Annotated in this window: 16 protein-coding genes; 8 read left to right on the top strand and 8 right to left on the bottom strand. The window is 72.4% G+C overall.

The features are described 5' to 3' along the window. Positions 1–91 precede the first annotated feature (91 nt). Genes OIE69_RS37150 through OIE69_RS37140 form a run of 3 tightly spaced genes read left to right on the top strand, consistent with a single transcriptional unit; the run spans position 92 to position 1,914 of the window. The gene (locus OIE69_RS37150; protein ID WP_326579224.1) at positions 92–694 is read left to right on the top strand and encodes a DUF4328 domain-containing protein; all 603 of its coding nucleotides are present in this window, start codon (positions 92–94) and stop codon (positions 692–694) included. A 14-nt stretch (positions 695–708) separates the two neighbouring features. Next, the gene (locus OIE69_RS37145) at positions 709–1,443 is read left to right on the top strand and encodes a PhzF family phenazine biosynthesis protein (RefSeq protein ID WP_326579222.1); all 735 of its coding nucleotides are present in this window, start codon (positions 709–711) and stop codon (positions 1,441–1,443) included. A 21-nt stretch (positions 1,444–1,464) separates the two neighbouring features. Beyond that, positions 1,465–1,914: a DUF5959 family protein gene (locus tag OIE69_RS37140; RefSeq protein WP_326579220.1), complete on the top strand. Its 450-nt coding sequence runs from the start codon at positions 1,465–1,467 to the stop codon at positions 1,912–1,914. A gap of 83 nt (positions 1,915–1,997) precedes the next feature. Here OIE69_RS37140 and OIE69_RS37135 read toward each other — a convergent pair whose 3' ends face one another. Next, the gene (locus tag OIE69_RS37135) at positions 1,998–3,074 is read right to left on the bottom strand and encodes a protein kinase family protein (protein WP_326581521.1); all 1,077 of its coding nucleotides are present in this window, start codon (positions 3,072–3,074) and stop codon (positions 1,998–2,000) included. Positions 3,075–3,285: 211 nt separating this feature from the next. On the opposite strand from OIE69_RS37135, the gene OIE69_RS37130 reads away from it, so the two are divergent. Further along, on the top strand, positions 3,286–3,705 hold the full coding sequence (locus OIE69_RS37130; RefSeq protein ID WP_326579218.1) for a hypothetical protein: 420 nt from the start codon (positions 3,286–3,288) through the stop codon (positions 3,703–3,705). A gap of 98 nt (positions 3,706–3,803) precedes the next feature. Then, a complete protein-coding gene (locus OIE69_RS37125; protein WP_326579216.1) occupies positions 3,804–4,142 on the top strand; it encodes a YciI family protein in 339 nt (112 codons plus the stop codon). Here OIE69_RS37125 and OIE69_RS37120 read toward each other — a convergent pair. Further along, entirely contained in the window at positions 4,120–4,527 is a 408-nt protein-coding gene (locus OIE69_RS37120; protein ID WP_326579214.1) for a hypothetical protein, read from the bottom strand. The two genes, OIE69_RS37125 and OIE69_RS37120, sit on opposite strands and share 23 nt — an antisense overlap. Positions 4,528–4,697: 170 nt before the next feature. Here OIE69_RS37120 and sigJ point away from each other — a divergent pair, with 170 nt between their 5' ends. Further along, positions 4,698–5,645, top strand: coding sequence for an RNA polymerase sigma factor SigJ (gene sigJ / locus OIE69_RS37115; RefSeq protein ID WP_326579211.1), 948 nt, complete (start codon positions 4,698–4,700; stop codon positions 5,643–5,645). Between the two features lie 19 nt (positions 5,646–5,664). On the opposite strand, the gene OIE69_RS37110 is transcribed toward sigJ, so the two are convergent. The 4 genes from OIE69_RS37110 to OIE69_RS37095 form a co-directional block, all read right to left on the bottom strand. Next, complete coding sequence (locus OIE69_RS37110) at positions 5,665–6,024, bottom strand: nuclear transport factor 2 family protein (RefSeq protein WP_326579209.1); 360 nt, start codon at positions 6,022–6,024, stop codon at positions 5,665–5,667. A gap of 76 nt (positions 6,025–6,100) precedes the next feature. After that, positions 6,101–7,744, bottom strand: coding sequence for a M4 family metallopeptidase (locus OIE69_RS37105; protein ID WP_326579208.1), 1,644 nt, complete (start codon positions 7,742–7,744; stop codon positions 6,101–6,103). 239 nt (positions 7,745–7,983) lie between these two features. Continuing rightward, on the bottom strand, positions 7,984–8,766 hold the full coding sequence (locus OIE69_RS37100; RefSeq protein WP_326579206.1) for a crotonase/enoyl-CoA hydratase family protein: 783 nt from the start codon (positions 8,764–8,766) through the stop codon (positions 7,984–7,986). 36 nt (positions 8,767–8,802) lie between these two features. Then, positions 8,803–9,999 (bottom strand): alginate lyase family protein, encoded by a 1,197-nt coding sequence (locus OIE69_RS37095; protein WP_326579204.1) that lies wholly within the window; start codon positions 9,997–9,999, stop codon positions 8,803–8,805. A gap of 306 nt (positions 10,000–10,305) precedes the next feature. On the opposite strand from OIE69_RS37095, the gene OIE69_RS37090 reads away from it, so the two are divergent. Continuing rightward, the gene (locus OIE69_RS37090; protein ID WP_326579202.1) at positions 10,306–11,100 is read left to right on the top strand and encodes an SDR family NAD(P)-dependent oxidoreductase; all 795 of its coding nucleotides are present in this window, start codon (positions 10,306–10,308) and stop codon (positions 11,098–11,100) included. Between the two features lie 116 nt (positions 11,101–11,216). Here OIE69_RS37090 and OIE69_RS37085 read toward each other — a convergent pair whose 3' ends face one another. Both OIE69_RS37085 and OIE69_RS37080 read right to left on the bottom strand, forming a co-directional pair. Further along, positions 11,217–11,654, bottom strand: a complete 438-nt coding sequence (locus OIE69_RS37085; protein ID WP_326579200.1) for a subtilase-type protease inhibitor — start codon at positions 11,652–11,654, stop codon at positions 11,217–11,219. Positions 11,655–11,954: 300 nt separating this feature from the next. Beyond that, positions 11,955–13,523, bottom strand: coding sequence for a cellulose binding domain-containing protein (locus OIE69_RS37080; protein ID WP_326579198.1), 1,569 nt, complete (start codon positions 13,521–13,523; stop codon positions 11,955–11,957). Between the two features lie 263 nt (positions 13,524–13,786). On the opposite strand from OIE69_RS37080, the gene OIE69_RS37075 reads away from it, so the two are divergent. Further along, a complete protein-coding gene (locus OIE69_RS37075; RefSeq protein ID WP_326579196.1) occupies positions 13,787–15,499 on the top strand; it encodes a hydrogenase maturation protein in 1,713 nt (570 codons plus the stop codon). Positions 15,500–15,616 lie beyond the last annotated feature (117 nt).

The raw sequence follows: 15,616 nt of genomic DNA, 5'->3' as shown, positions 1-15,616 counted from the left end.
AACCCGTACACACGTGCGCCCCGCAACCCCTATGATCACTCCGCTCCCGTGTCCACCGGAGCCGCGCACGACCCGAGACAGGCCATCCACGATGTCCAGCAAGCCCCCCAAATCCCCCTTGTTGCTCGCCCGTTGCGCACAGACGGTGATAGCAGCGGCCGCGATCCTGGACGTGTTCCGGGCGATCGAACTGCGGAACCGGTTCCTGCATCCGACGGACGCGAATCGGCACACCTCGGCCCTCATGTCCCAGATCTTCATCTATGGGATCGAACTCGCGATCGTGCTGTTCCTCGTGGGGCTCGCCCGGGTCCGTCGGAACGCGCAGGCGTTGTCCCCGCAGGCCAACGTCCCCACCCCGGGGTGGACGATCGGTGCGTGGTTCACGCCCCTGGTCAACTTGTTCGTCCCACGGCAGTTCGTCCTCGACATCGGGCGCGCGAGCCCCTCGGCTTGGCAAGAGCCGAAGGACAGGACGCTCGTGAACCTGTGGTGGGCGGCATGGCTCGGGCACATGATCGCGCTCCTGGTGACCGGCAATCTGGTACCCGGATCCCTGGCCCTCCTCGTCGTCGCGGAGACGTGCATGCTCGCCGCTGCCGGGCTGGTCGGTGTCGTCATCGAACGCATCAGCACGCTCCAGAGCGCCACGCTCGGTGCCTCGGTTCCCGTCTCCCCCGTCGCGCCGGCATGAGGCAGGCTGCAGCCATGACCGGCTACGACATAGTGCGGGTCTTCTGCGGACCCGACGGCGACCACGGCGACCGGCTCGCCGTGGTGCGTGACGGAAGCACCGTCGCCGACGAGCAGGACCGCGTCGCGTTCGCCCGGCGGTCGGGCTACACCGAGACCGTGTTCGTCGACGACCCCGAGCGGGGCATCATCGACATCCGCTCCGCCGACGGCCGGCTGCCCTTCGCCGGCTCCCCCTGCATGGGCGCCGCCTGGCTGCTGGACGCCCCCGAGCTGATCACCCCCGCGGGCGTCGTGGGCGTCCGCCTCGACGGCGAGTTCACCTGGCTCGAGGCCAGCCCGGCCTGGGCCCCGCCCCGCACCCTGCGGCAGTACGACTCGCCCGAGGAGGTGGAGGCGCTGCCCGTGCCGCCGCCCGGCGAGTGGGTCTACGCCTGGGCCTGGGAGGACGAGCCCGCCGGACGCGTCCGCGCCCGCGGCTTCCCGGGCCGCGGTGACGGCGTCGCCGAGGTCGAGGCCACCGGCTCGGCGGCCCTCCTGCTCACCGACCGCCTCGACCGCGCCCTCAACATCGCCCAGGGCCGCGGCTCCCAGATCCTCACCGCCCCCGCGCCGGACGGCCTGGTGGAACTCGGCGGCCGCGTCCACCTGGAGCGCGCCGTCCCCGGCACCCCCACCAGGACCCGCCCCGCGATCACCCTCGGCAGCCCGACCTCGTCGCGCCGCCGTATCCACCTGCTGGACCTCTGACGGACGGGCGAGGAACCGGCGGTGGATCTCGTTTCCCTGACCGACGGGGAGAGCCGTCTCCTCGTCCGCGTGCTGGGGCGGCACATGCCCGGTGTGCTGCCCTGGCACGACTTCCTGGACGCCGAGATCACCGTGACGAGCGGTTTCGCCCAGGGCCGCCTGGAACTGTGCCTCGCTCCGGACGACCTGGACACCTGGTCGGAAGCGGTGGCGACGCTGGCCGCCGGGGAGGACGTCCACTGGATGGACGACGGGCGCAACCCCGGGATCCGGTTCGAACGCGCCGGGGAAAGCGCATTCGTCGCGGTCGTCGTGTCGGACGCCGCGGCATCCGGCACGTCGGTCCGCATTCCCGTCCGCCTGGCCGACGGCTGGGCCGAAGAGCACGCCGAGCGCCTGCGGCGTGTACGGGCGGCCTGGCCCCGTGAGGTCGTGGAGACGTCGCCGCACGCCTACGAGTGGCGTCGCTGACGCCGCCTCGGGGCGACCGGCGAATGACCGCTGCACGCCTGGTCGTCCGGCGCGGCGCGGCCGGGCACGGTGCCACGCGTCCGTCAGCGGAAGGAGGAGCTGCCCATGCCCACGAGTCGGCGGATCTCCTCCAGCGGGTACGGGGTCTGCCTGCTCCGGCGCTGGAACGAGAGGTTGAACTCGGACATCACCGCGGCGACCGGCGCGTGCCGGGCGAGAATCGCCGCGACCGCCTCGGGGATTCCCTCGGGGCGCCTGCCCTCCGCGTAGGCGCGCACCAGCGCGTAGCGGCCCTCACGGTCCTGCCTCCGGAATCCGAACAGGGCGGTGACCAGCCAGTTCGCCAGGTACGTAGTGGTGAAACAGCGGTCGTAGGTCTGATGCCGGTCGAAGAAGTCAGCCTCCCCCTCGGACAGTTCGAACCCGGAGGACAGGGAGAGGCCGTAGTCCGCGAAGTACAGCCGACGGCCATCGGTCAGGATGTTCTCGAAGTGCGCGTCGAAGTGCAGCAGCCCGTGGCTGTTCATGAACGACGTGCCGGCCGCCAGTTCCCTCTCCACCATGGCGCAGGCTCGGTCGGCGGTCTCGCCCCCCGCTTCGACCTGGGCGTCCAGCCACTGGTGCAGGTTCTGCGGGATGTACTCCAGGAACAGTGCGACGCTCGCCGAGGACTCCTGGAGCGCTTCGATCCGGCGGCGCACCTGCGATCCGCCACCCCAGTAGGCGACGGCCCGTTCGATGTCGGCCAGTTCTTCGGGCAGGGGCGCCGAATCCGGCAGCACCCGCCAGTGGTACATCAGGGGGAAGCCCTCGTGTTCCGCCGCGAGCACCCAGTTCGTCGTCATGGTGTGCACGGCGAGCTCGCGCCAGGCCCCGAAGCCCGGCCCGCCGATGGTGCCGACGCCGTACTGGCAGAAGACGGGCAGCTCGAACAGATTCGCGGTGGACCGGACGTGCTCGGGTTGCCTCTCCAGATCGGTGAGAGGCACCCGCTTCACGAAGACCGGGGTTCCGGCGACCTCCAGCAGGGCCGCCTTCCCGCCGAGGCCGGACCCGATCGGCACGGCCGTTTCGACGAGCTCGCGCAGGGCGCGGTCACTGCGCAGGGCCAGGAATGTGGAGACGGCACTATGGGTGGCCAGACGCCCACCGCGCGACATGTCGGGGGACTTCACTGCGGCCTCCGCCTTGGTGCCGACCTCGGTCCTGCGAGGGCTTCGCGGTCCCGCCGAGCGCAACGACCGCACTCTACGTGACGCTCGACGACGGAATCGAGCGGACCCGGTGCCTCGGCGGACCGAGGAGCGCGATCCGCGCGCCACCGCCCTCACTCGTGGAGGCTCGCCGGCCGGCGGATGGAAGGATCGGTCCGTGACGTGCGACGTGTGCGGGCGTGAGATGCGCCCGGTGGCTACCGGGGACCCGCGGGAGAGGGAACGGTGGTTCTGCCGCTGGTGCTACGCGTGGACCATGCTGGGCACCCACCCGGGCGAGGTCTCACGGCCGCGGTACCTGCCCGCGAACCTGCGCTGGGAGCGGGCGGATCGGGCGGGTCCCCCGCCCGGCCTCGCCCATGCGTACGGCTACTTCGGCGCAACCCTGTGCGGCATGCGGCGGGACGGCCTCGCTCCCTCGCCGTATCCGTGGGTGCCGGAGTGGGACGACGCCTGCCCAGGGTGCAAGGCGGCGGCGGACGTCATCGACGACCGCTGGCCGGTGGACGCGCGGGGCGAGAAGTACGAACGGCCACTGCTCCCGCCCCCGCCGGGTTCGGACTGGCCGCCGTTCTGAGCGCGTCCCGGAAATCTGTTCGAATGCCGGTCCGGCGGGAGGCGCTCGCCGTAGGGTGAGAGGCGGCCGATGGCGGCCGACGACCGAGGGAGCCACGTATGACCCGGTATCTGATCTCGTTCGACGACGGCGCGATGACCTTCCCCGAGGAGGATCTGCCCGAGGTGGCCGAGGCCTCGCTCAAGGTGGTGGGCAAGGCCCGGGACGCCGGTGTGTGGGTCTTCGGCGGTGGGCTGGAAAGGCAGCGGGCGAGCGTCGTGTCCACCGGCGGGACCGTCACCGACGGCCCGTACCCGGAGACCAAGGCGGTGCTCGGCGGGTTCGCGATCATCGACGTGCCCTCACGTGAGAACGCGCTGGAGTGGGCTGCCGAGCTCGCCGCCGCGTGCCGCTGTGCGCAGGAGGTCCGGGAGATCATGCCCGACCCGACCGACTGATCGAAGACGACGTCCCTCGGCCGTCCACGGGCAGCGCCAGCACGCTGAGCCCGAACATCAGGACGCCCAGGGGGACATGGAGCGACGGCATGTGGGCGATGCCCAGTGCTACCTGCACCGAGGCGAGGGCGAGGAAGCCGGAGGCGTACAGGATGGGGCGGGGCGATCCGCCGCCCGGTCGCCACGCGAGGATCGCGGTCAGCACGTACAGCATCGACGCCGCGTACATCACGCGCGCTCCGGCACTGTGCAGCACCTCGCCGTGCGACGAGGACAGCAGCACTCCGGCGGTGACCGCCTGGAAGAAGATCGCCGAGGTCTGCAGGGCGACCGCGATCCGAAGGAACGTGAGGCTGCGGTGTTCTGCCGTTGTATCTGTGGCCATGACGCGGTCCCTCTTCTGTCTCGCGGCGGTGGATCGGTGCTGTCCCTCCATTCCGACGACCCGGGCCCGTGAACTGTCAGGCCGAGCGCCGGCCTGACAAACGGGGGCCGTGTTCCGTCGAAGGGGCGAGAGCGCAAGCGCACGGGACGATCCAGGGAGCGGTCGCTGCCATGAGCACCCCATCGAAGCCAGGGCGGGGGTCCGAGCCGGACCTGAGCGCGGTCGTCGGCGAGCGCCGTCATCTGATCAACCTCGCCTACCGGCTGCTCGGTTCGCTGGCCGAGGCCGAGGACGCCGTGCAGGAGACCTATGCCCGCTGGTACGCGATGTCGCGGCAGCAGCAGGAGGCCATCGAGTCTCCCGGCGCCTGGCTGACGACAGTGGCCGGCCGCGTCTGCCTCGACCTGCTCGGCTCGGCACGCGTCCGGCGCGAGCGCTACGTCGGCTCCTGGATACCCGAGCCGCTGCCGGACCGCTCGGAGTGGACCGGCGGCCCGGCCGGCGGCGGTGCCGAGTCGGGCGACCCCGCCGACCGGGTCACCCTGGACGAGTCCGTCACGATGGCCTTCCTCGTCGTCCTGGAGTCGATGACACCGGCCGAGCGGGTGGCGTTCGTGCTGCACGACGTCTTCCGCTTCCCCTTCCCCGAGGTGGCCGGGATCGTCGGCCGGACGCCCGCGGCCTGCCGGCAACTGGCGTACTCGGCCCGCCGAAGGGTTCGCGCCGCGCAGGGCCCGGCGGTGCCGGCGGCCGGGCAGGCCGGTGTGGTGCGGCACTTCAAGGAGGCGTGGGAGTCCGGGGACATCCGGGCCCTGATCGGCCTCCTCGACCCCGACGCCACGATGGTCGCCGACGGCGGCGGGCTGGCCGGTGCCGTCCTGCGCCCCGTTGAAGGCGGCGAGCGCATCGCCCGGTACCTGGTCCACATGGCCGGCAGGACCCCGGGGCTGACGCTCCTGGAGCGGACGGTCAACGGCCGGCCCGGCCTGGTCGCCCGGCACGCCGGGATGACCGTGACGGTGGCGGCGTTCGATGTCACGAGCGGCCGTGTCTCCCGCATCTGGGCGGTCCGCAACCCGGAGAAGCTCCGGCCGTGGACGGAGGGCGGTTCCTCCTGAGGGAGGTCCGAGGGCGCCCTCAGGAGATGTCCGCGCTCCCCTCGCGGTAGACCTTCGCCGACGCGATGCGGCCGTCCCGGAGTTCGTAGAACGCGGCGATGGGGCAGGTGCGGCGTTCGCCGCGGTAGGTGAGGGTCTCGGTCATCTGGCAGGCCGTGCGGTCGCCTTCGGCGAGGAGACCGTGGACCTCCAGCGTGGGGAGCAGCCCGCGCATCGCCTCGTCGAAGAGTCCGGTGAGCGCGGCGCGTCCGCGCACCGTGGTGGTGCCGGTGATCCATACGGCGTCATCGGTGAAGCCCGCCAGGAGGGCGTCCAGGTCGCGGGCGTTGAAGGCCCGTACGTGCGCGTGTATCGCCGCCGCGGCGTCGGTCGTGGTCACGGGGGCCAGTGTGGCAGGACCCCGGGGGACCGGCCTGGCGGTGGTCGGTCTCCCGGGGCCGCGGATCCGCCCGGCGTCAGTTGACGCTGACGGCGGACCAGGCGGCGGCCACGGCGGCGTACTCGGCGCTCGACGCGCCGTAGAGGTCGGTGGCGGCCTTGAGGGTGGCGGTGCGGGCGCCCGCGTAGTTGGTGCCGGAGGTCATGTAGACCGTGAGGGCTCGGTACCAGATCTTGCCGAGCTTGTCGCGGCCGATGCCGCCCACCGTGGAGCCGTTGCAGGTGGGGCTGTCGTAGCTGACGCCGTTGACGGTCTTGGCGCCACTGCCCTCGGCCAGCAGATAGGCGAAGTGGTTGGCGACGCCGGAGGAGTAGTGGACGTCGAGGTTGCCGACGCCCGAGCTCCAGCAGTCGGCGGAGCTGCCGTCCTTGGAGGGCTTGTCCATGAAGCGCAGCGCTGCCTTGCCGAAGCCGGACTTCACGATGCGCTCGCCGATGAGATAGTCGCCGGTGTCGGAGGAGTTGCCCGCGTACCACTCGACCAGGGTGCCGAAGATGTCCGAGGTGGCCTCGTTGAGGCCGCCGGACTCCCCGGAGTAGGTGAGGGCCGCGGTGCGCGAGGTGACGCCGTGCGACATCTCGTGCCCGGCGACGTCGAGGGCGACCAGCGGCCCGAAGGTGGTGCCGTCACCGTCGCCGTAGGTCATGCAGAAGCAGCTGTCGTCCCAGAAGGCGTTGTTGTAGTTGCTGCCGTAGTGGACCCGGTTGTACGAGCCCTTGCCGTCGCCGGCGATGCCGCTGCGGCCGTGGACGGTCTTGTAGTAGTCCCAGGTCTCGTCGGTGCCGTACTGGGCGTCGACGGCGGCCGTCGCGCGGTCGGCGGTGGTGCCGGTGCCCCAGTGGTTGTCGGCGTCGGTGAACAGGACCGCGGGCGCCCGGGAGAAGCAGATGCCGAAGATGCACAGGTCGGTCTTGTTCTGCGCGTCGCCGGTGTAGGTGTTGCCGCGGGTGGGGTCCTTCAGCTGGTAGGTGCTGCCGCTGAGGGTGGTCTCCAGGGACACGGTGCCGCCGTACAGGGACTTGCCGTCCCCGGCGGCGGTCTCCAGGGCGTCCCAGGCGTCGATGCGGGCACCGTTGCGGGCGTCGGTGAGGACGACGCGGGCGGCCGGGTTGCCCAGGCTGTCGAGGCCGACGGCGGTGGTGCGCCAGGCCAGGCGGGGCGTGCCGTGCAGTGCGTCGACGACGAGCTGCGGCTTGGCCTTGGCCTGCCGGAAGGCGGTGCCCCGGTGGGCGGAACGCAGCGCCGCCAGCCCCTTGTCGGCGGCGGTGGCGGCCTTCACGGACGGGCTGGTGCTCGGCACGGCCAGGTCGGAGCGGGTGGCCCGCTCGGCGCCCTCGTAGGCGCCGCCCGGGGCGAGGTGGACGACGAGGTCGCCGCCGAGGACGGGCAGTCCGCGGTAGGTCCGGTCGTAGCGGATGTGCTGGGCGCCGTCCGCGTCGGTGACGACGTCGCGGACGGTCCGGCCCTGCGCGGCGGTGACGGCGAGCCGGGTCGCGTTGGTGGTGACGGCGGCGTCGGCGCGGGCGACGCCGGTGGCGCGGGAGGGGAGGTCACGGCCGGACGCGGACGCCGCGGACGGCGTCAACAGAGCGGCGGTGACGGCGGTCGCGGCCAGCGCCGCGGATATGGCGGTCGCGGCACGTCTGGTGCTGGGCTGCATCGTGCTCCTCTGGTGGGGGGCGTGCGCGGTCCCCGCATCTGCGTCCGGCCACGGTGGGGCGGGCCCGGGTGCGGAGGTGAGGCGGTGCCAGATTTAAGTGCCCATGACATACGGATGTCCAGAGCGCGTCCGTGGTCCACACACGGGAACCGGCCGAAGTCCACACGGCGGTCACGCCACGGGCGCAGGTCAGCCGGGCGACCGGCGCGGAACGGCCCCCGTCGGTCGTCCCGCGCCGGTCAGCTCCCGTCGAACGCGCCGTGCCTCCCGGCCCCCGCCGAGAAGCGCGCCGCGCCCTCCCCCGCCTCCGCCAGCGACACCCGGCCGTGCCGCAACTCCGCCTCGAGCGCGGCCGTCTCCGCCAGGCCCTCGGCCTCCAGCACCGCGAGCCGGTCGTGCCGCAGGCAGGTCTGCGGAAAGGCAGCGATCTCCGCGGCGAGCCCTTCCGCCGCGGCACGCGCCCCGCCGGCCGGGACGACCCGGTTGACCAGGCCCATGGCGTACGCCTCGGCCGCGCCGACCGGACGCCCCGTCAGGATCAGGTCCATCGCCCGCGAGGTGCCGATCAGGCGCGGCAGCCGTACCGTCCCGCCGTCGATCAGGGGCACGCCCCAGCGCCGGCAGAACACCCCGAGCACCGCGTCCTCCTCGGCGACCCGCAGGTCGCACCAGAGAGCCAGTTCCAGGCCGCCGGCCACCGCGTGACCCGAGATGGCCGCGATGACCGGCTTGCCCAGCCGCAGGCGGGTGGGCCCCATGGGCCCGTCCCCGCCGCTACCCCCGTCCGCCACGTCGGTCACCTCGTTGCCGCGCGGGGTGCCGATGGCCTTGAGGTCGGCACCCGCGCAGAAGGTGCCGCCCTCGCCCCACAGCACGGCGACGAAGGCGCCGGGGTCGGCGTCGAACTCGCGGAAGGCGTCGGCCAGTTCCCGTGCCGTCGGACCGTCGACGGCGTTGCGCGCCGCGGGGCGCGAGAGCACCACCGTGGTGACGGGTCCGCTGCGCTCGACACGTACGGGCATGGCCGGTTCCCTCCGCCGCCGATCACCTCTTCCGGATCAGGAGAGGTTATCGCCGTGGGTCAGGGTCTCCCAGGCTACGAAGAGGTTGTTGCTGCCGGCCGGGCGCTGGGACTCGGTGAGCGCCTGGGTGTTGGTCATGGCGTAGCCGAGCCGGTTGTGCATCGCGTTGTAGCCGACCTCGGTGACCGGCCCGAGACCGAGGTTGAGGCTTCCGCCGCACAGCCAGGACGGCACGGCCTCGCCGCGCTGGTACTTGGACTGGAAGCCCAGCGCCTGCCGCAGCCGCTCGCCGACCTGCGGGTAGAGGTCCTCGCCCTGGATGCGGCTGGTCTCGGCGACGTGCGAGATCGACGAGATGCCGTAGCCGGTGTGCGTGAAGTCGCGGCAGGTCTCCTGGGTCAGACCGGTCACGAAGGTGGACTGGCCCTGCCAGTAGCCGACGATCTCGTCCCGGGTGTCGAGCCCGCTCCCGGGCACGGTCCTGGGCAGCGCGCCGTCGGTGTCCAGGTAGACGTACGCCGCGACGCGGTTGAGGTAGCGCGTGACGGCCTTGCCGTAGGAGGTCCGGTCGTCGAGGAAGACGGAGATGCCGACGGCGGCCTCCATCATGCTCAGCTCCCAGTTGCCGTTGCTCTTGGAGCCGTTGATGACCTCGGGGAGGTAGACGTTGCGCAGCATGGTGGCGAAGCGGTTCATGTTCGGCCAGCCGGTGTACGTGTAGCGGATGATCTCCGCCGCGCGCGGCCACACCGAGCCCGCCCAGCCGGTCTGCAGCGGGGCGTTGCTGTTGGTGTGGTCGGTGATGGTGGCCGACCAGGCGTCCATCAGCTGGATCGCCTTCTGCGCGTACTTGGCGTCGCGTGTGACGTACCAGGCCAGCGCGTTGGTGTAGGCCGCGATGGCGTCCTCGCGCTCGTCGGTGCAGCCGTAGTTGGGGTTGGAGTAGGAGCCGCACTCGACGACCGCGCGGGGCTTGGGGGTCCGCGACTGCGAGGCGTACTTCGACGCCATCATCTGGTCGTACGCGCCCTTCCAGGGCTGCGCCCCGGCCTGCACCTTTCCGCGTACGAAGTCGAGCTGGGCGCGGCTGACCAGGACACCGGGGTGGCTGAAGGCAGCCGGCGCGGCCTCGGCGCGACCGCCGCCGGGCAGCGCGGCCAGGAGGGCGGCGACCAGCGCCGCGACGAGGGCGAAGATGCCCTTGGTGAGGAGACCTTGTGATCTGTGGGACATGGGGGGACGCCTTCCCAGGAGACGGCATGTTCACATGGGTGAACCATGGATGTACCCGTGAACACTGCGATTGAGGGATGACGGTAGGACTAGACCAATACCCCGTCAAGTCCCCTGTCGTACACGGCCGATACCCGCCACCGTCCAGGGCACGTCTCGACGGTGCCCGTGCGGCGCGGGGACACGTATCTGACCGACCCTCATGCGCGAATCCCGGCGAGGGCCCCGACCGGCGGCGCTCCGGTGGCGACCCCGCCTCCCGTCCCCCAGGCTCGACACCCACCCGCCCGTCCCGAAGGGGTCCCCATGGAACTGCAGCTCCAGGACAAGGTCGCTGTCGTCACCGGAGCCGGCAGGGGCATCGGCCTGGCGGTGACGGAGGCACTCGCGCGTGAGGGCGTCCGGGTCGTCGCGGGCAGCCGCAGCCTCACCCCCGAGGCGGAAGCCCTCCGGGACGCCTACGAGGTGACCCCCGTGGCCGTGGACCTCGCCACCCCGGATGGCCCCGCCGAGCTCGTACGGCAGGCCGTGGAGCACTACGGCGCCGTCGACATCCTGGTCAACAACGTGGGCTCCGGGAAGTCCCGCGGCAGCTTCCTCGAGGTGGACGACGCGGAGTGGGGGCGGGTCTTCGAGATCTCCTTCTTCAGCGCGGTCCGCACCACCCGCGCCGCGCTGCCCCACATGGTGGCGGCGGGCGGCGGCGCTATCGTCAACGTCACGTCCGTCAACGCGCGCCTCCCCTACCCCATGGTCGTCGACTACTCGGCCGCCAAGGCGGCGCTGGCGAACCTGACGAAGTCACTGTCCGAGGAGTTCGCCCCGCGCGGCGTCCGCGTCAACGCGGTCGCTCCCGGCCCCGTCCGCACGCCCTTCTGGACCGCCCCGGGGGCCTTCGCCGACCAGACGGCCGCGGCGGCCGGGACCACCGCCCAGCAGGCCCTGGACGAGGTCGTGCCGCGCAGCATGGGCATCTCCACCGGGCGCGTCACCGAGCCCGAGGAGGTCGCCGCCCTGATCGCCTTCCTCGTCTCCCCCGTCGCCGGCAACGTCACGGGCGCGGAGTTCACCATCGACGGCGGCCAGATCAAGACGACCTGATGCCGCGGCGGGACACGAAAACACAGGGGCGGCCGACCCCGTCCCACGAGTCGGCCGCCCCCTCACAGGGCTCTCCCCCACGGTGAACCCCGTGGCCTTGGTTCACGGCATCGGCGTCAGAAGGCGAAGACGCCGGCCGTGTCGCTGCCGCGCAGCACGCACGGGTTGCCGAAGGTCTGCGCGAAGGTGACGCGCCGGCCTTCCCAGACCCCGTCGGCGGTGACCACGACCGGATCCCAGATCCGGGTGCAGGCCACACCCTCCGCGTCGGCGGTCATCGCCGCGAAGTCCCCGTGGACGGCGGCGAGTTCCGCACAGGCGGCCACCGGGTCCGGGTGGTCGCCGTACGGGGTGGGCCTGCAGCGCAGCACGACCGCGCGCTGTATCGTCGCCGTCGCGGGGTCTTCTCCCCTCCCCACGGACAGGACGAGGGCGGACGGCGCGTACAGGCTCGTCGCCCCGGCCGGCCTGGCCTGCGCCGAGCCGGCTGCGACCCCCGCCGAGCACATCGCCGCCACCAGGGCCAGGCAGGTCCCCACCGCACTGATCCGCATAGCGAACACTCCTTCGGCACTCGATCCGGATATCGGACGTCGAGGAGTCTTGTGCATCGAGAGCCCGCTCGTCACATCGCTCCGCGACTTTCGGTCACCGATTGTTCACAATGTGTACTATCCGTTGTGTCGCACTTGCGGTGGGCTGGGCGTCCGGGTGAATGGACTCAGTGGAACCGGGGCCTCCGTGAAAGCGCCTTCACGGATCGGCGACATCGTCTCCACATCGGCCGGAAAGCAGCGGGCCGCCGCCGTGTTCCGCACACGACGACGGCCCGTGGGGACGGTGCCCGGGTGGTGCTATCCGGTGTAGCCCGCGAAGATCCGCGAGAACTCGTAAGGGGACTGCGGGATGTTGGTGCACATGTAGAGCGCGCCGGTGCAGGCGTTGCGGTCCCGGGTCGTCTCCCAGAAGGCGAGCATGCCGAGGTGCCTGCCCTGGGCGAAGCTCACCAACTGGCGGGCGTCGGCCTGGTCGTAGATCCGGCCGTCGTCGTTCTGCCCGAGCATCGGCGTGACGCCCACCATCGCCCACACCTGGGCGTCGGACTTGCCGGGGTAGAGGGACTTGAGCTGGGCGAAGGTGCTGTTGGCCGCCTGGATCGCCGCGTCGCCGTAGTCGGCGCTGCGGTAGTAGTCCATCGCCATGATGTTGACGACGTCGAGGTTCACCCCGGCGTCCCGGGCCGAGCGCACGACACCCAGCCCGTCCGCAGTGAGCCCCTCCGGAAGGACGGGCAGGGTGAGGGAGATCCGCAGCCCGGGGTGGGCCTGCTGGAGGCGGGCCAGCGCCTGGGAGCGGCGGGCGACGGACGCCGGGTCGGCGGTGGCGGCGCCCTCGATGTCGAAGTCGGCGTAGGTCAGGCCGTAGGCGTTGACCACGGCGTCGTACTCGGCGTACAGCGCGTCGACGGAGCCGCAGGCCTGGGCGAGTTCGATGCCGGTGGCGCCGCCGAAGGAGATCTTGACGTCACCGCCGGCCGCGCGGATCGCGTCGATCTGGTCCTTGTTCCAGCCGTCGCGCGGGTCGTAGGCGTTGAACCACATCGCCTTGCAGGACGAGGCGGTGATGAAGGCCATGGTGAAGCTCTTCAGGCCGCTCGCCGAGGACAGCGTGGTCAGGCTGGGCGTCGGCCAGGCGCCCATGTCGACGTACGGCGCGGTGCGCACGCCGCCCGGGGGCGGGTTGGTGCCGCCGGAGGTGGTCGTCCCGCTGACCGCGCCGCTGTACGCGGAGGTGTTGCCCGCCGCGTCCTTGGCGCGGACGCGGAAGGAGTAGCCGGTGCTCACCTGCAGCCCGGTGGCGGTGTACGAGCTGCCGGTCACGGCGACGGGGGCGCCGCCGTCCCGGGAGACCTCGTAGCCGGCGACGCTGCCGGAGTTGTCGGTGGAGTCCGTCCAGCGGACGGTGAGCGAGGAGGAGGTGGCCGAGCCGACGGTGACCCCGCCGGGGACGCTCGGCGCGGTGGTGTCCGGTCCGCCGCCGGAGCCGGTGCAGGACCCGCCGTTGAGCTTGCAGTTCGCGGGCGCGCCCGTACCCGAGGAGACCCAGCCGAAGACCGCGGTCGCGCCGGGCGCCAGCGTGCCGTTGTACTCGCGGTTCTTGAAGGTGTAGTGACTGCCGCTCTGGGTCATCAGGGTGTCCCAGTACGAGCCGACGCTCGTCCCGGACGGCAGGTCGAACTCGACGGTCCATCCGCTGAGGGTGGTGGTGCCGCCGTTGGTGATCGTGTACTGCCCCTGGTATCCGGTCTCCCAGGTGGCCGTCTTCACGAAGGCCGCGCTCGGGGCGGCCGCGGCGGCGGGCGGGGCGAGGAGCAGGACGAGCGCTCCGACGAGCGCGGTGACCAGGGCCAGAGTTCTTCGCATCCGGGCCTCCCGTGGGGGGAACGCGCAGTTGGTCTGTACCAAATGCATCTGGTGTAGACCTATCGAGTTGATGCGTTCGCGTCAATACATGGGACGGTCCGGGATCGCGCCGCCGCACCACCCGCAAGCGGCCGGGTCGGCGGCGATCGGGTGAACCGGCGGCCGGGCCGCACCCGCGGGCACCCGCGGGGCGGGCATCATCGCTGAAGGCCGGGGCCGGTGCTCCCCCTCCCCGATCGTGCCGGGCGGCCCGGGAGGTCGTCATGCACATCCTGCTCATGGCGTCGGCGTTCAACAGCCTGACGCAGCGCGTGTACGCGGAACTCGGCGAGCTGGGACACACCGTCGCCGTGGAGGTGACACCGGACGGCGACGCCATGCGGGCGGCGCTCGCCCGCCACGAGCCGGAACTCGTCGTCGCGCCCATGCTCACGGCGGCGATCCCCGCGGACGTCCGGACCGCCCGCACCTGCCTGATCGTGCACCCCGGCCCACCCGGCGACCGGGGCCCCGCCTCCCTGGACCACGCGGTGCAGGAGGGCGTCACCGCCTGGGGGGTGACGGTCCTGCAGGCCGAGGAGGAGATGGACGCGGGTCCGGTCTGGGCCTCGGTGGACTGCGAGGTGCCGCCGGTCGGCAAGAGCGACCTGTACCGGGGAGAGGTCTCGGACGCGGCGATGGAGGCCGTCCTGCTGGCCGTCGACCGGTTCGCCTCGGGCGCGTACGTCCCCCGGCAGCAGAGCGACCCGGCCCTCGCGGCGGCCGTCCGCGTCCGCCCCGCACTCCGCCAGGGCGAGCGGCGCATCGACTGGGCCGCCGACCCGACCGCGACCGTGCTGCGCAAGCTGCGCGCCGCCGACTCACGGCCCGGCGTCCTGGACGAGCTCCTCGGCGCCCGCTGGTTCCTGCACGGCGGCCACCCCGAGGACCGGCTGCGCGGTGAACCGGGGCGGCTGCTGGCCACCCGGGCGGGCGCGGTGTGCCGGGCCACCCGCGACGCCGCCGTGTGGCTCCCCCGGCTGCGGCCCCGTCCCGCCCCGGGCGGCCCACCCACGTTCGCGCTGCCCGCCGTCACCGCGCTGGGCGCCCTCCTGCCGCCGCTGCCGGAGGACCCACTGCCCCCGGAACTCGCCGGCGAGCGGGAGACCTGGGCCGACATCCGCTACCGCGAGGACGGCGCGGCGGGCGTCCTGTCGTTCTCCCTCCCCGGCGGCGCCATGTCCGCCGCCGACTGCCGACGGCTCCTGGCGGCCTACCGCCACGCCTGCACGCGGCCCACCTCGGTGCTGGTGCTGGGCGGCGCCCGGGACGTCTTCTCCAACGGCATCGACCTCAAGGCCATCGAGGCCGCCGCCGACCCGGGCGCCGAGTCCTGGGCGAACATCACCGCCATCGACGACCTGGTCGAGGCGGTGCTGACCACCACCGACCGCCTGGTGGTCTCCGCGCTCGGCGGCAACGCGGGCGCGGGCGGCGTGATGCTCGCCCTCGCCGCCGACGAGGTCTGGTGCCGCCAGGGCGCGGTGCTCAACCCGCACTACCGCCTGATGGGCCTGTACGGCTCCGAGTACTGGACGTACACCCTGCCCCGCCGGGTCGGCCCCGCCACGGCCGCGTGCCTGACGCAGCAGGCCCTGCCGGTCGGCGCGGCCGCCGCCCTGCGGATCGGGCTGGTGGACCGGCTGCTGATGTGCGGCCCGCAGGAGTTCGGCGCCGACGTCGCCCGTCTCGCGGCCCGGCTGGCCCGCACGGCCGGGACGCAACCCAGGATCGCCGCGAAGAAGGCGGAGGCCGAGCGCCGCGAGGCGCAGCGCCCCTTGGCGTCGCACCGCGCCGAGGAGCTGTCCCGCATGCGGGAGGCCTTCTTCGACCCCCGGTCCCCCTACCACGCCCTCCGCTCGGCCTTCGTGCACCGCCGCACCCCCGCCGGGACCCCCTCGCACCTTCGGGAGGCCCCGGCGGCCTCCTGCCCCTGAGGCGCACCCGCGCCGATCAAGGGGCGGTCACCGTATTGGCCCCCTTCGACGTCCCCTCCCGGCGAGCCACTCGCTATCAAGGGGGATAGATGCCTTTATCTGGCATTTGTCGCTCGA

The organism is Actinacidiphila glaucinigra, assembly GCF_035918135.1.
Classification (GTDB): Bacteria; Actinomycetota; Actinomycetes; order Streptomycetales; family Streptomycetaceae; genus Actinacidiphila; species Actinacidiphila glaucinigra.
Note: the sequence above shows the minus strand (reverse complement) of the source record. Positions and strands in the feature narration are given on the sequence as shown.

Excerpts from the sequence above, each read along its gene's own strand:
- OIE69_RS37145 (WP_326579222.1), top strand. The coding sequence starts at position 709 with ATGACCGGCTACGACATAGTGCGGGTCTTCTGCGGACCCGACGGCGAC.
- sigJ (WP_326579211.1), top strand. The coding sequence starts at position 4,698 with ATGAGCACCCCATCGAAGCCAGGGCGGGGGTCCGAGCCGGACCTGAGC.
- OIE69_RS37125 (WP_326579216.1), top strand. The coding sequence starts at position 3,804 with ATGACCCGGTATCTGATCTCGTTCGACGACGGCGCGATGACCTTCCCC.
- OIE69_RS37105 (WP_326579208.1), bottom strand. The coding sequence starts at position 7,744 with ATGCAGCCCAGCACCAGACGTGCCGCGACCGCCATATCCGCGGCGCTG.
- OIE69_RS37135 (WP_326581521.1), bottom strand. The coding sequence starts at position 3,074 with ATGTCGCGCGGTGGGCGTCTGGCCACCCATAGTGCCGTCTCCACATTC.
- OIE69_RS37120 (WP_326579214.1), bottom strand. The coding sequence starts at position 4,527 with ATGGCCACAGATACAACGGCAGAACACCGCAGCCTCACGTTCCTTCGG.
- OIE69_RS37075 (WP_326579196.1), top strand. The coding sequence starts at position 13,787 with ATGCACATCCTGCTCATGGCGTCGGCGTTCAACAGCCTGACGCAGCGC.
- OIE69_RS37150 (WP_326579224.1), top strand. The coding sequence starts at position 92 with ATGTCCAGCAAGCCCCCCAAATCCCCCTTGTTGCTCGCCCGTTGCGCA.
- OIE69_RS37090 (WP_326579202.1), top strand. The coding sequence starts at position 10,306 with ATGGAACTGCAGCTCCAGGACAAGGTCGCTGTCGTCACCGGAGCCGGC.
- OIE69_RS37085 (WP_326579200.1), bottom strand. The coding sequence starts at position 11,654 with ATGCGGATCAGTGCGGTGGGGACCTGCCTGGCCCTGGTGGCGGCGATG.
- OIE69_RS37095 (WP_326579204.1), bottom strand. The coding sequence starts at position 9,999 with ATGTCCCACAGATCACAAGGTCTCCTCACCAAGGGCATCTTCGCCCTC.
- OIE69_RS37080 (WP_326579198.1), bottom strand. The coding sequence starts at position 13,523 with ATGCGAAGAACTCTGGCCCTGGTCACCGCGCTCGTCGGAGCGCTCGTC.
- OIE69_RS37100 (WP_326579206.1), bottom strand. The coding sequence starts at position 8,766 with ATGCCCGTACGTGTCGAGCGCAGCGGACCCGTCACCACGGTGGTGCTC.